The organism is Streptomyces sp. NPDC021093 (assembly GCF_044333135.1).
Lineage (GTDB): Bacteria > Actinomycetota > Actinomycetes > Streptomycetales > Streptomycetaceae > Streptomyces.
Genome location: NZ_JBIRQJ010000015.1, coordinates 137530 through 151901 on the forward strand (window position 1 = coordinate 137530; position 14372 = coordinate 151901).

Consider the following 14372-nt stretch of genomic DNA (forward strand, 5'->3'; position numbering starts at 1 on the left):
GGGGGGGGGGGGGGGTGGGGGGGGGGGGGGGGGGGGGGGGGGGGGGGGTTTTTTTTATCCCCCCCAACCCCCCCCCCCCCCCCCCACAGCCGTATCGACAGCTACCGAAGCGACCCAAGCGACTCTGACACCAGGTTGTCCCAAAGACCGTTTGTCCCAATGGAGGCTTGTCCCCAAGACGGGTTGTCCCCAAAGAAGGTGCGGTGGCAAGACGCTATGGGAAGACACGGTGAGAAGACCTGGCGGAACGACGTGGTGGGGGCCTCGTGGGGGCACGGTGGGGGAGGGGAACCCCGCGGAGTGCGGCCGCCCTGCGACACAGTGCAGCGCAGCGCCGCAGGGCAGCACAGTGCCGCAGCGCTGTGCACTGCCGCACGGCACAGCGCTGCACTGTGCGGCACTGCGCAGCGCAGCGCCGCACAGCCGGACCGTGTGGCCACACAGCGCTGCGGGTGATTACGCCGTAATCACTTTCCGGGGTGTCCCAGTACACCAATGCACCCAGGCAACCCGGATAGCCCGGATGAACCAGAAAACCCAGACGATCCAGGCAACCTGGATAGTTCGAGCAACCCGGATAATCCGGTGCTCCCGGTGCTCCCGGTGCTCCCGGTGCTCCCGGTGCTCCCGGTGCTCCCGGTGCTCCCGGTGCTCCCGGTGCACCCGGTGCACCCGGAGAACCCGGAGAACCCGGAGAACCCGGAGAACCCAGTGCACCCGGAGAACCGGGAGCACCAAGAGCTTCAAGTGATTACGCCGTAATCACTCTCCGGCCCAGGCGGGCAGAGCGTCCGGGAGGAAGCCGTAGCCGTTGTCCTGAAGCATCGGGAGGGCGTCCAGGAACTCGGTCGGCAGGTCGAACGCGTCGACGAGGGTCGCCATGTGGGGCGCGAGCTCCGAGGTGACCGCCTCGACCGCTTCGGGCAGGGCGCGGACATGGTCGGCGCTCAGGTGACCCGCAGCCAGCAGATCGCCGGTGTGCTCGTCGAGCTGCTCCAGCAGGAACAGCCGGCACACGTTCTCCAGCAAGGCCCTCGTCGCCGGGTCGGCGGCCCGGCCGATGGTACGGAAGAAGGCGTCGGCCGCCCGTACGGTGGCATGGATCTTGACCATCCTCAGCGCGGCGAACGAGGCAGAGTTCCAGCGGCCGAGCGGATCCCCCGCCGGGCCGCCCCGCAGCCCCGCACTGGCCCTGGTCCGCCACAGCTGCTCGGCATCGGCCAGCAGCGCGCGCAGGAAGCGCAGTTCCGTCAATGGCTGTTCCTCCAGCGGGACTTCACTCTCCTCACGCTGCGCGGTGCCGGACCGGAAGAGCATCTCGCTCGCGGCCTTCAGCCAGACCACCAGGTTGTCGCCCTCTGCGGTGATCGTCCCCTCGGTGTACTGCGGGAAGTCGGCGAGGCCGTTCACCGAGAACAGGGCCTGGGCCCCGCACCGCTCCCGGCACTCGGTGGTGATGGTGCGCGCCTGCCAGGTGATCCAGCCCTTCATGACGGCGACTTCGCGCTCGACGGCTTCCCGCTCCTCGGGGGAGTCCACCTCGTTCCAGCGGTCGACCACCTCGCGGTGCGCGAAGGTCATGGCGTAGGAGGTGACCAACGAGCTGAGCAGCCTGCCGTGGTGGCTGCGGTGCGCCTGCAGCGCCACCCGCTCGCCGGCCTTCGCCCCGCTGATGCGGCGGTGGTGTGCATAGCGCACGGCGATGGCGAGGGCGGCCCGCGAGGCGCCCACCGCGGCGCCGCTCATGCAGAGCTTGCCCGTGGTGACCCGGCAGATGGAGTGTAGGAAACGTTTGCGTCGGTTGCCCAGGGCGCTGGTCAGCCGCCCCTCCTCGTCCAGCCGTCCGTGCTCGGCCTCCAGCAGGGCCTCGCGGCCCAGCCGGACCCGGTCGAAGGAGGTGAGGCAGTGGTCCACCGGAGCACCCGAACGGTAGGGCAGCAGACGGACGTTGACCCCCGGCAGCGGACCCTCTTCGTCGCTCAGTGGCACCAGGAAGAGGAAGACGCCCTCGTCCCGCCCGCCGACGAGCAGCCGCGCCGCCACGAGTGCGCTCTTGGGGCCGCCGACGGGGCTGGTGTTCGGCATGAACTTCTGGGCGCCCGCGGTGGGAGTGTGCAGGACGAAGCCGTCGCACTCGGGGTCGTACTCGGCGACGGTCTCCAGGGCGCTCGCATCGTTCCCGTGCTCCAGCTCGGTGCACAGGAAGGTGCCCGTACGGCGCATGGAGGTGAAGTCGGACAGGTCGCGCTTCTCGCTGCCCTCGTGATCGAGGAGGCTGCCGAGGAACAGGTTGTAGTGGATGCTGGCGACCGTGCACAGTCCGCCGCCGCCGTCCACGACCGCGGCCCACTCGTGCAGGCTGGCCAGCATCCGCGGGTCGCGTGCGAGGGTCTCGGGGCTGCCGATCAGGGAGTTGACCTCCCGCAGCCGTTCGTAGGCGAGCGAAGCGCGGTCGGCGGGAGAGAGGCCGTCGCGGTAGCGGAACGCCTCGTCCGAGATGAATTCGCGCCAAGTGCCGTGCACCCGCTGCCGCTCACCGCCGTCGAAAAGCAGATGGCTGAGCTCTCCGGTGATCGTGCCGGTGGGGGAGACCTGTGCCGACGCCGGTGGGGCGCCGTGCTCCGGGACGTCCAGGACGTCCGGAAACAGAGCTGTTCCGGCGTGAAAGGGCTGCGGGAGCCCGGAGGAGGTCAGCTGTTCCTGGTGGTACGAGAGCACGGTCATGTATTCCCCCACAGCATCGTCACAGAGCCAGTTCCAGCCACGAAGATACGTACCACCCGGTTTTGTTTTCAAGTGTCTCTGAGCACTAAATTGAGGTCAGCACAAGAGGAATGTCAGCTTCATAGCGCGGGATGCCGGTGCACATGCGGGGGGAACTTGCCAAGATGCGAGCCATTGAAAAACCGGCTGACTGGTTTTATTGTCCTGTCGCAGGGCGAAACGAGCACACAGTTCGCCTCTGCAGGGGAGTGGTCCCCGCCTTTCACCAAAACCGCGTGGTGGAGGCATCTACTACGGAGGAAGATCAAGATAAGATACGTACCGCCCGGTCTTTAAATGTTGGGGCGGTCCTGGCAAGACGTGGCGCGGAGGTAGTTGTGGCGAAGCAGGAGCGGGCAGTCCGGACGCGAGACGCGATTCTGGTCGGGGCGGCCGAGGTGTTCGACGAGGTCGGGTACGAGGCCGCGGCCATCTCCGAGATCCTCAGCAGAGCCGGGGTGACCAAGGGCGCCCTCTACTTCCACTTCGCGTCCAAGAAGGAACTGGCCCAGGCGGTACTCGCCAACCAGGTCATCGCGGTCCCGGAGATCCCCCGGCGCGAGCTGCTGCTCCAGCAGGGGGTGGACGAGTCGCTGGTGATCGCCCACATGCTCAGTACGGGCGACGCGATGGTGCGCGGCAGCGTACGGCTCACCGTCGACCAGGGTTCGCGGGTCGACGGTCTTGACCGGCGGGTCCCGATGAGCGCGTGGGTCGACCGCAACGCCGCGATACTCACCGCGGCGCAGGAGAACGGGGAGCTCCTTCCTCAGGTGGACATCGACTCCGCGGCGAAGCTGTTCACCGGGGGATTCACCGGTGTGCAGGTTCTCTCGAAGATCATGACCGACCACGCCGACCTGCCGGAACGCGTGGCGGATCTCCAGCGGTACCTCATGTCGAGTCTCGCGGTGCCCGCGGTGCTCGTCCGGCTCGACATCTCGCCGGACCGGGCGGCACGGGTGTACGAAGAGGCCGTCACGGCGCGCGCGGAGAAGATGGCACTCGCGGCCGGGGCGAACTGAACCGACAGCGCGACCTGAACCGACACCGCGACCTGAACCGACACCGCGACCCAAGTACGAGTCACACACCGGAACCCAGTACGCATCAGTACGAGTACGACGTGCACGACAGCAGTGGACATCGACGCAGGGGTGGGAAATGACCGAGATAGCCGCATGCCCGTACGCGCTGGACGTCACCGGGCGTGACCTGGCGGGCGAAGCCACGATGCTGCGGGCCCAGGGCCCCGCGGTCCAGGTGACCCTGCCGGGCGGGGTGACGGCCTGGGCCGTCGTGGGCCAGCAGCAGGTCGAGCGGTTGCTGACCGACCCGCGGGTGTCCAAGGACGCGCGGCAGCACTGGCCGGCCCTGCAGGAGGGGCGGATCACCCCGGACTGGCCGCTGTACGCCTGGGTGGCCAACGAGAACATGCTGTTCGCGTACGGCGACCAGCACTCCAGGCTCCGGCGGCTGGTGGCGGGGGCCTTCACGGCACGCCGCTCCGAGGCCATGCGGCCCCGCGTCGAGGAGATCGCCGCCGAGCTGGTCGACCGGCTGGCCGACCTGCCCGCCGACGTACCCGTCGACCTGCGTGCGGAGTTCGCCGAGCTGCTGCCCATGCGGGTGATCTGCGAGCTCTTCGGAGTCCCGCAGGGCGCCGCCACGAAGGCCCTGTGCACGGCCCTGCACACGGTGTTCAGCACCACGGTCTCGGCCCAGGAGATGGAGGCGGCGCGGATGGAGGCCTTCGGGCTGCTCGCCGCGCACGTGGCCGTCAAGCGCGCCGAACCGGGCGAGGACCTGACGTCGCTGCTGATCCAGGCCCGGGACGAGGGGGACCGGCTCAGCGAGGCCGAACTCCTGGGCACCCTCTACCTGATGATCGCGGGCGGCCAGGACACCACGGCCGCGCTGATCACCAACGCCGTCGGCCGGCTGCTCACCCACCCCGAGCAGCACGACCACGTCCGGGCCGGCCGTGCCACCTGGGACGACGTGGCCGCCGAGACGATGCGGATGCACACGCCCGGGGCGTACTCGCCGATGCGCTTCGCCGTCGAGGACATCGACCTGGACGGAGTGCGGATATCGCAGGGCGACCCGATCCTCGTCTCGTTCGCCGCCGGAGGCCTCGACCCGGAGCGGTACGGGGAGGACGCGGCCGCGTTCGACCTGCTGCGCACCGACCGCGACACCCTCGGCTACGGGCACGGCGCGCACCGCTGCATGGGGGTCCCGCTGGCCAGGGTGGAAGCCACCTCCGCCTTCGCCGCCCTCTTCGAGAGGTTCCCGGACCTGCGGCTCGCGTGCGCACCGCACGAGCTCGAACCCCTGCCCACGTTCCTGATGAACGGCTACCGGGAGCTGCCTGTCCTGCTCGGCGCCCGGGCGCGCTGACGAGGCCCCTCCACCCCTGTGCGGCCTGATCCGCCGGACAGACCCTGGAGCTCCGCGGCCCGCGAGCGGGCCGCGGAGCTCTTTTCATTGGCCGCTTCCCTCCGCCCCTCCACCGGAGTTGGAGCGGTCCTTGAGAGGAGTGTCGGACCGTGACGGGGTTCGGACCGTGACGGAAAGTCAGGAGGACTTCATGAGCAGTGCGGCAAGCGCCGGAGCAGTCGTCCGGGTGGAGCGTGGCGAGGCCAGCGAGGAGGAGCTCGCCGCGGTGGTGGCGCTCTTCTCGCTGCTCGCGCAGCGCAGGACGAGTACGAGCGCAGCAGGGGAAGCGGTACGGCCCCGCGCCCGGTGGCGGCGGCCGGAACGCACCGTCGGCTACCACGCCCCGTACAGCTGGAGGTGACAGAACCCGGCGGCGGCCGAGAAACATGCTTCCCACATCTACAAACCGCACGTGCGGTTTGTTAATGTGTTGATCAAGGCCTCAGGGCGTTCCGCCGGTACGGCGGAGTGCTCGTCGGGCCGCGATCGCGGGGTGCGACACGGCGGTGCCGCCGTCGCCTGCCGCCGAAAACCCCCGGGAGAGAACAAATGGTCCGACAGGAACGCGCGGTACGCACGCGGAATTCGCTGATCCGCGCGGCTGCCGAGGTGTTCGCGGAGGAGGGGTACGTGCCCGCCTCGCTGACCACGATCAGCCAGCGCGCCGGGGTCAGCAACGGCGCACTGCACTTCCACTTCGAGAACAAGCAGACGCTCGCCCTGGCCGTCGAGGAGGAGGCCGCCCGAGCACTGGGCGGGATCACCGAGGGAGCCACCGGCGCCGAGGGCGGTGTGTTCCAGGAGCTCGTCGGCGCGACCCACGCGCTGATGGACAGGCTTTCGCAGGACGTCGTGGTCAGGGCCGGTTTCGAGCTGGGCGGGGACCGCACCAGGGGAGCCGGATCCTGCCGGCGGGACTGGCAGCGGTGGGTCGAGGAGGCGCTGTCCCGGGCCGAGCGGGAGGGGAGTCTCGCGGAAGGCGTCTCGCCGGACGACGCCGCCTGTGCGATCGTCGCCGTCACCGCGGGCTTCGAGGTGCTCGGCGCGCGGGACCCCGGCTGGTACACCGAGCAGAGGATCGCGGGGTTCTGGGAACTGCTGCTGCCCCGGCTCGCGCAGGGCCAGGACCTGCTGCGTTCCCGCTCCGGTGAGGTTGTCGGCTGACCTCGCACCAGCAAAACAGACCGTTCGGTCTGTTAATTCATCAACTTCTCTGGCCGGTCCAGATTCCTCAGTATGTTTTCTTCGACGACCCCTGCAGGGCGCACCGAGCCGTGCTGAAGTGCGGCAAGCGGCGAAGGCCGTCAACTCACCATGAAACGGGCGGCCTTCGGGGAGTTCCCCTCCCTTCCGGTGAAGCTGTAGGGGCGCTTGAGCTGGCCCTACGACTCTAAGAAAACAGCGTGAGCGGTTTGGTATTGACAGACCGGTCGGCCTGTTTTTAACTAGGGGTGCACCGAGTCCGAGAAACGGGCTCGCGACGGGGCCTCGGGCGACTGATGACTCAGGCACGAAGAGGGGAAACGGCGTGGACATCGAAGTACTGGGCCCGTTGGCCGTCAGTGAGAACGGAATCTCGGTCACGCCGACGGCCCCCAAGCCGCGACAGGTGCTGGCCCTGCTGGCCCTGCACGCCGACGAGGTCGTCCCCGTGGCCGCGCTCGTCGAGGAACTCTGGGGCGACCGGGCGCCGCGCAGTGCGCGCACCACCCTCCAGACGTACGTACTGCAGCTCCGGGAGCTGCTCGCGACGGCCCTCAGGCACGATCCCGAGGGTGCCGAGCCGCGCATCGCCAAGGACGTGCTCGTGACCGCGCCCGGCGGCTATGCGCTGATCACCTCGGGCGGCAGCAGCGACGTCCGCGAGTTCGAGCGGTTCGCCGGGGCGGGCTACCGGGCGATGGACGCGGGCGACTTCCCGCGCGCGGCCCGCGAGTTGAGCGCCGCCCTGGCCCTGTGGAACGGCTCCGCGCTCGCCGACGTACAGGCGGGCCCCCGGCTGGAGACGCAGATCCGGCGGCTGGAGGAGACCTGGCTGTGCGCGCTCGACCAGCGCATCGAGGCCGATCTGCGGCTCGGCCGGCACCGCGAACTGCTCGCCGAACTGACCGTGCTGGTCAGCCGCTACCGCACCCACGAGAACCTGCACGGCCAGTTCATGCTCGCGCTGCACCGCTCCGGCCGCCGCAGCGAGGCGCTCGACGTCTACCAGCGGCTGCGCCAGACCCTGGTGCGCGAGCTCGGCCTGGAACCGTCCGTCGGGCTGCGCAGGCTGCAGCGCTCGATCCTGATGGCCGGTCCTGAGCAGCCGTTCGACGCGCCCGCACCCGCACCTGCACACGCAGCCGCCGGTACGGAGCGGCTGAGCCGGGTGGGGTGAGTCCCGTGCAGACCAGGTCGGAGCAGACGCGGCAGCGGCTGGTGCGGGCCGGTGCGGAGATGTTCTGCCGCAACGGGTACGCGAACGCCACGCTCGGGCAGATCGTCGCCGCCGCCGGGATGACCAAGGGGGCGCTGTACTTCCACTTCGTCTCCAAGGACCGGCTCGCCGACGCGGTGCAGGAGCAGGGCCGCGCCATGCTGGACGACTTCGTGCGCGGGCGCAGCGCGGCGGGGGAGCCCCCCGTGCAGGTGCTGATCGACCTGACGCACTGGCTGGTGCGGGCACGCTGCGAGGAACCGGTCGTCCGGGCCGCCTTCCGCATCGGGTACGAGTGCGAGGGCCGGCAGCCGCCGGCCACCGACTTCCACCAGGTGTGGACGGCCGAGGTGCTGCGGCTGATCGGCGAGGCCCGTGCGGCGGGCGACCTGTACGGCGGCGTGGGCCGCGAGACGACCGATGCGCTGCTGCCGGCGGCGGTGTGCGGGATCGGAGTCCTGTCGGGGACGGCACTGTCGTACGACCGACTCCGGTACCGGGCCGGGGAGTTGTGGAAGGCGCTCCTCCCGGTGCTGGTCCCGCCGGGCGAGGTCGGCCGCTACCGTGTCGACGCGTCGTACGCGCACGGTGTTCTCCCCGTTGTCCGTACGGATGTTCAAGAGCTTGAGAAACTGGTCACCACGGGCTGAACCCGGCCGCCGACGGCGGAGCAGTGCCAGGGCCTGTCCGCCGGACGGGCCCGCTGCGACGAACAAGCACGAAAGCGGGATCCATGGTGTGGCTGACGCGTGACCAGGCGCGGCTCCTTGCACGGTGTGCGGCTGTCTTCGAGCCGGGCGACCCGGCACGCACCGGACGGCTGACGTTCTGGGACCCGGGCGGCGCACCGCCGCCGCCCCTGCCCGCCGGGCCGGCGGCCGAGCCGGGCGAGCAGGCCGGGCAGGCCGGGCAGGGCGAGCAGGCCGAGGCGCTGCTGTGGACACCGGAAGGACCGCGCACCCTGCCCGTACTGCGCCTGCCGGTGGCCGACGCACTGCCCGTACTGCTCACTGCCCGCCGGGAGTACGGGCGGGAGTACGGGGACGAGGGTGGGGGCAGCCCCCACCCTGCTGCCGCCTTCTGGGGCGCCGCCGCCGCGCTCGCCCTCCACCTGACCGCCCGCGAGCGCGTCCTGCCGGGTGTCTCGCCCGGCGGGTACGACGCCTGGCGGGTCGGCCCGTTCGACCCCGAGGACGTACTGCGGCTGCGGGAACTGGCCGCCGCGGCCCCACCGGAGGCGTTCGCGGCCCCCGTGCCCGGCACGGACCTGCTGCCCGAACCCGACGGCCTGCTGCGGGCCTTCCTCGACGCCGTCGCCGACACCCTGCCGCGCACGGCGGCCGCCGAGACGGCCACCGGGCGGGCCGCGTTCGCCGCCGCTGATCCCCAGCACGTGCCGCAGCTGCGGGCGTGGGCCGACGAGATCTCCGTCGGCCTCGACTCGGGCATCCGCATGACCCTGCAGGTCGTGCTCGACCACCCGCGGGGAGACGGCGCGGCAAGCCCCGGCGAGGGCCCCGGCCCCGGAGGAAGCCCCGGCCCCGGAGGAAGCCCCGGCCCCGGCCCCGGCGTGCGCATCGTCCCCCGCGTGGCCAGCCTCGCCGACCCCACCCTCACCCTCGACGCCGGAGAGCTCTTCGACGGCGCCCCGCACGCGCTCGGCCCGCGCGCCCAGGCGGACACCGTCCTGGCGGTGCGCCGCGCCGCGGACGTGTGGGAACCCCTGCGGGCCCTGCTGCCCGTACCGCGCGAACTCGCCCTGGGGAGCCGGGAGATCACCCAGCTGCTCGGCGAAGCAGCCCCCCGGCTGCGGGCCCGCGGCATCGACGTGCGCTGGCCCCAGGAGGTGACCGGGTCGCTGGTCGCGCGCGCCGTCGTCGGCGCCGACTGCGCACCCCCGGCCGACCTGCGCTCCTTCATGGGCGCCGACGGGACCGTGGACCTGCGCCGGCGGTTCGACCTGGACGGCGAGGAGCTCACCGAACAGGAGAGCGCGGCGATCGCCGAGGGGAACCCGCTGGTGGCGCTGCGCGGACGCTGGGTGTTCGTCGACGCGGGCCTCGCGCGCAAGGCCCGTACCCGCGAACTCAAACCGCTCACCGCCATCGAGGCACTCGCCGTCGCCCTGAGCGGATACGCCGAGATCGGCGGCGAACAGGTACCGGTGGTGCCCAGCGCCTGGCTGACCGCCCTGCGCGCCCGGCTCGCCGACCCCGACGGCGGCACCGAACCCGTCGCCCCGCCCGCCGCCCTCGCCGCGACCCTGCGCGACTACCAACTGCGCGGCCTGCGCTGGCTGGACCGGATGACCTCGCTGGGCCTCGGCGGCTGCCTGGCCGACGACATGGGCCTGGGCAAGACCATCCAGCTCATCGCGCTGCACCTGCTGCGCCAGGAGCACGGGGCCAGCCGCGGCCCCACGCTCGTGGTGTGCCCCGCCTCGCTGCTCGGCAACTGGGAGCGGGAGGTGAACCGGTTCGCCCCTGGCACCGAGGTGCGCCGCTTCCACGGGCCGGGGCGCGACCTCGAAGGAGCCGGTACGGGCTTCGTCCTGACCACGTACAGCACCATGCGCCTGGACGCGGAGCGCCTCGGCGCCCACCCCTGGTCGATGGTGGTCGCGGACGAGGCGCAGCACGTCAAGAACCCCGCGTCGGCCACCGCCAGGGCCCTGCGCCGGATCCCCGCCGACGCGCGCGTCGCGCTCACCGGCACCCCCGTCGAGAACAGCCTCTTCGAGCTGTGGGCCGTCCTCGACTGGACCACCCCCGGACTGCTGGGCGGCCACGCCCGGTTCCGGCGCCGCTGGGCCGCCCCGATCGAGGCCGAACGGGCCGGCCCGCCCGAGGAGCGGCACACCGCACAGCGGCTGGCCGGGCTGGTGCGCCCCTTCCTGCTGCGCCGCCGCAAGTCCGACCCGGGCGTGGCGCCCGAACTGCCGCCCAAGACCGAGACGGACCGCCCGGTTGCCCTCACCGACGAACAGCGCACGCTGTACGAGCGGCGGGTGCACGACGTCATGGCCGAGATCCGCGCCACCAAGGGCATCGCCCGCAGCGGCCTGGTGCTCAAACTGCTCACGAACCTCAAGCAGATCTGCAACCACCCGGCCCAGTTCCTCAAGGAGGACCCGGCCGCCGACGGGCTGCGGCTGACCGGCCGCTCCGCCAAGCTGGACCTGCTCGACGAACTCGTCGACACCATCGTCGCGGAGGACGGCGCCGTCCTCGTCTTCACCCAGTACGTCGCCATGGCCCGCCTGCTGGAGCGGCACCTCGCCGACCGGGGGGTGCCCGCCCAACTGCTGCACGGCGGCACGCCGGTGCCCAGACGGGAGGAGCTGGTGCAGCGCTTCCAGGACGGCCGGGTCCCGGTCTTCCTCCTTTCGCTGAAGGCGGCGGGCACGGGCCTCAATCTGACCCGGGCCGACCACGTCGTGCACTACGACCGCTGGTGGAACCCGGCCGTCGAGGCCCAGGCCACCGACCGGGCGTACCGGATCGGCCAGACCAGGCCGGTGCAGGTGCACCGGATGATCGCGGAGGGCACCGTCGAGGACCGCATCGCGCAACTGCTCCACTCCAAGCGGGAACTCGCGGACGCCGTCCTCGGCTCCGGCGAACAGGCCCTGACCAGGCTGGGCAACGACGAGCTGGCGAACCTGGTCGAGCTGAGGAGCGCACGATGAGCGACGAGTACGAGGAGTACGAGGAGTACGACGGGGACGTCGAGCACGACGGGGCCGCCGAAGGAGAGGTCCACGACGGGGAAGCCGCCCTCGGCTTCCCCGCCTTCGCCGCCCGCCGGGGCGGCCGGACGCGCGGCAGGTCCTGGTGGGGCAACGCGTGGGCCGAGGCCCTGGAGGACAGCTGGCCGGAGGAGGACCCGCTCAGGCGCGGCCGTACGGTGGCCCGTTCGGGCACGGTCGGCCCGCTCACGGTCGGCCCGGGCCGCATCGCCGCGCAGGTGTACGGCGGCGAGGAGACGTACACGACCGAAATCGCCGTGGGCGAGTTCGACGAGGAGCAGTGGGACGCACTGTGGGACAAGGCCGCCCAGCGGCCCGGGGTGAGCGAGGCGCTGCTCGCCGGTGAGCTGCCGCCCGACCTCCTGGAGGCGGCCGAGGACGCCAGGATCGGGCTGCTGCCCGGGTACGGGGACCTGGAACCGGAGTGCGACTGCGACGAGTTCGACCTGCCGTGCTCCCACGCGGTGGCGCTCGGCTACCAGTTCTCCTGGCTGCTCGACGCGGACCCGCTGCTGGTGCTGCTGGTACGGGGGCGCGGGGGAGCGGAGGCCCTGGACGACCTCAAGTCCGTCCTGCTGCTGCGGGCGATGGGCGGCGCCGACGACGAGCCGGAAGGGCCCGAGGACGCGTCCGCCGATTCCGATTCCGATGCTGAGGCCGAGGCCGCGCGGATCGCGGGTGCGCGCGGGACACCGGCCGCCGAGGCGTACGCCCGGCCGGGGCTGCCGCTGCCCGCGCTCCCGCCGCAGCACCGGCCGCCGGAACAGCCGGACGAGGCGGACGAGGCGCCCGTGACCGGTATCGAGGCGGACCCACTGGGCCGGCTCGCCGCCGATGCTGCGCAGCGCGCCCGGGACCTGCTCGGATACGTGCACGGCTTCGCCGACGAGCCCCGGCCGCCGCTCGACGCGTGGCAGGACACCGTACGGATCGCCGCGGCCCACCCCCACCCGAAGGTGCTGGAACGGCTCCGTGGGGGAGCGGGCGGCCGGGGCGGCGAACTGGACCGGGCCGTGGTGGCCTGGCGGACCGGCGGAGCGGCGGGCCTGGAGGTGCTCCAGGAGCGCTGGGAACCGTCCCGTGCGGAGTCGGCCAGGGGCCGCACCGCGCTCGCGGCGGGCTGGGAGGAGGACGAGCTGCCCGCGTTCACGGTCGACGGCAACCACTGGACGCTGACCGGCCGCGGGCTGCAGCTGCGCCAGGGCAGGGACGGCCGCTGGTACCCCTACCGCGAGGAGGCGGGCACCTGGTGGCCGGCGGGCCCACCGTCCCCGGAACCGGCCCTCGCACTGGCCGAACTCCTCGACGGCTGAGGGGAGTTCGCCCGCTCGGCGCCCGATGGGAGACCGGCCCCCGTGCCGGTCTCCCACCGGAACGGGACGGTCTCCCACGCGTCGAGCCGGACCGAACCTGCCGCAGCCCGGCCCTCCGGGACCCGCGGCCCGCAGCAGGGACCGACCGCCGCCCGCATCGTGCGAACCACGCTCGCCCTCGCGGACCGCACGCGCCGACACGGACGCCGAGGGCCTCGTCGAGCGCTCCCCGGGCCAGGCCACGGAGCCGCTCCGGGCCTTCACCGTGCCACTGTGCTGCTGTGCTGCTGTGCTGCTGTGCTGCTGTGCTGCTGTGCCGCTGTCAACGGAATCGACCAGTACATCACCGGAGACGCCACCGGCCGAACCGGCCAGGACGTTTCTCCACCGGGTCTCAGGGGGTTCTCCAGCCAGGTTCCCGACCCTGGGCACACAGCTGGGACAACGGAAAGGATCCGCCATGCATCTCACCCTGGCCGAGCCCGTCCCCCAGGGCGTCCTGTGATCACGGCGGCGCCCGCCCGCGCCCGTACCACCGAGGTCGCCGCCGGCGTACACGCCCACGTCCCGTCCGCCGCCGACGACGGCAGGCGCCCCAACAACGCGGGCCTCGTCGTCGGCGCGGACGGCCGGAGCCTCCTGATCGACACCGCCGCCACCGAACGGCGCACCAGGGCCCTGCGCGAGGAAGCCCTGCGCCTGGCGTCGGGCCCGCCGCACCTGCTGGTCAACACGCACTTCCACGGCGACCACGCCTTCGGCAACCACCGCTTCCCCGAGGCGCTGGTCGTCGCCCACGAGCCCACCCGCACCGAGCGCGCCACCGCCGGGCTGCAACTGACCGGGCTGTGGCCCGAGGTGTGCTGGGGCGACGTCCGGCAGACGCTGCCCCACCTCACCTTCCGCAACACCCTGACGCTGTACGTCGGCGGGACCCGGGTGGAGCTCCTGCACGTCGGCCCAGCCGCGCACACCACCAACGACATCGTCGTCTGGCTGCCGGAGCAGCGGGTGCTGTTCGCCGGGGACGTCCTCATGAACGGGTCCGCCCCGTTCTGCCTGATGGGCTCGGTGACCGGCTCGCTCGCGGCCGCCGGGCGACTGCGCGCGCTGGACGCCCATACGATCGTGCCCGGCCACGGCCCGGTCGGCGGCCCCGAACTCATCGACGCCAACGAGGAGTACCTCCGCCGGCTCGCGGACCTCGCCGAACAGGGCGTGGCGGCGGGCCTGAGCCCGCTCGACCTCGCCAGGGAGACCGGAACGGGCCCGTACGGGCCGCCCTGGCCGTACGACCAGGCCACCGAAGCCGAGCTGCTGCCCAACCTCCAACGCGCCTACGCCGAACTGCGCGGCACGCCCCCGGGCGGCCCGCTGGACCTGGACACGCTCTTCCAGGAACTGGCCACCGCCGAGGACCAGCCCGCCTGCGCGGCCTGACCCCACCGGACCGTCACCCCCGACCCGCCCGTACGGGGCCGTCTGCGGCTGCCCCCAACATCCGCCGCCGAGGGCCGGTCCAACCTGCGCGGTCCGGCCGGCCCACCTGCGCGGTCGGCCCGCCTGTGCGGCCTGACCCCTGCCGGACCGTCACCCCTGACCTGCTTGTACGGGGCCGTCTGCGGCTGCCCCTGACAGCCGCCGACGAGGGCAGACCCGCCTGCGCGGCCTGACCAGCTGCGCTGCC

Annotated in this window: 10 protein-coding genes; 9 read left to right on the forward strand and 1 reads right to left on the reverse strand. The window is 72.1% G+C overall.

Features of this window, described 5'->3' with window-relative positions:
• Positions 1-762 precede the first annotated feature (762 nt).
• Positions 763-2724 (reverse strand): acyl-CoA dehydrogenase, encoded by a 1962-nt coding sequence (locus ACH4SP_RS37195; protein WP_398421920.1) that lies wholly within the window; start codon positions 2722-2724, stop codon positions 763-765.
• 377 nt (positions 2725-3101) lie between these two features.
• On the opposite strand from ACH4SP_RS37195, the gene ACH4SP_RS37200 reads away from it, so the two are divergent.
• From ACH4SP_RS37200 to ACH4SP_RS37240, 9 genes are all read left to right on the forward strand, one after another.
• Positions 3102-3788 carry a ScbR family autoregulator-binding transcription factor gene (locus tag ACH4SP_RS37200; RefSeq protein ID WP_398421922.1) on the forward strand — a complete coding sequence of 229 codons (687 nt, stop codon included), beginning with the start codon at positions 3102-3104 and terminating at the stop codon, positions 3786-3788.
• 139 nt (positions 3789-3927) lie between these two features.
• Positions 3928-5166, forward strand: coding sequence for a cytochrome P450 (locus ACH4SP_RS37205; RefSeq protein WP_398421924.1), 1239 nt, complete (start codon positions 3928-3930; stop codon positions 5164-5166).
• Between the two features lie 190 nt (positions 5167-5356).
• Positions 5357-5566, forward strand: a complete 210-nt coding sequence (locus tag ACH4SP_RS37210; protein WP_398421925.1) for an acyl-CoA carboxylase subunit epsilon — start codon at positions 5357-5359, stop codon at positions 5564-5566.
• Positions 5567-5754: 188 nt separating this feature from the next.
• Positions 5755-6369, forward strand: a complete 615-nt coding sequence (locus ACH4SP_RS37215; RefSeq protein WP_398421926.1) for a ScbR family autoregulator-binding transcription factor — start codon at positions 5755-5757, stop codon at positions 6367-6369.
• A 364-nt stretch (positions 6370-6733) separates the two neighbouring features.
• Positions 6734-7585: a BTAD domain-containing putative transcriptional regulator gene (locus tag ACH4SP_RS37220; RefSeq protein WP_398421928.1), complete on the forward strand. Its 852-nt coding sequence runs from the start codon at positions 6734-6736 to the stop codon at positions 7583-7585.
• Positions 7586-7590: 5 nt separating this feature from the next.
• On the forward strand, positions 7591-8274 hold the full coding sequence (locus ACH4SP_RS37225; protein WP_398421930.1) for a ScbR family autoregulator-binding transcription factor: 684 nt from the start codon (positions 7591-7593) through the stop codon (positions 8272-8274).
• A gap of 83 nt (positions 8275-8357) precedes the next feature.
• Positions 8358-11312 (forward strand): DEAD/DEAH box helicase, encoded by a 2955-nt coding sequence (locus tag ACH4SP_RS37230; RefSeq protein WP_398421931.1) that lies wholly within the window; start codon positions 8358-8360, stop codon positions 11310-11312.
• Complete coding sequence (locus tag ACH4SP_RS37235) at positions 11309-12685, forward strand: hypothetical protein (protein ID WP_398421932.1); 1377 nt, start codon at positions 11309-11311, stop codon at positions 12683-12685. The genes ACH4SP_RS37230 and ACH4SP_RS37235 overlap by 4 nt, the downstream gene beginning before the upstream one ends.
• 501 nt (positions 12686-13186) lie before the next feature.
• Positions 13187-14125 carry an MBL fold metallo-hydrolase gene (locus ACH4SP_RS37240; protein WP_398421933.1) on the forward strand — a complete coding sequence of 313 codons (939 nt, stop codon included), beginning with the start codon at positions 13187-13189 and terminating at the stop codon, positions 14123-14125.
• The last annotated feature ends 247 nt before the right edge of the window (positions 14126-14372 follow it).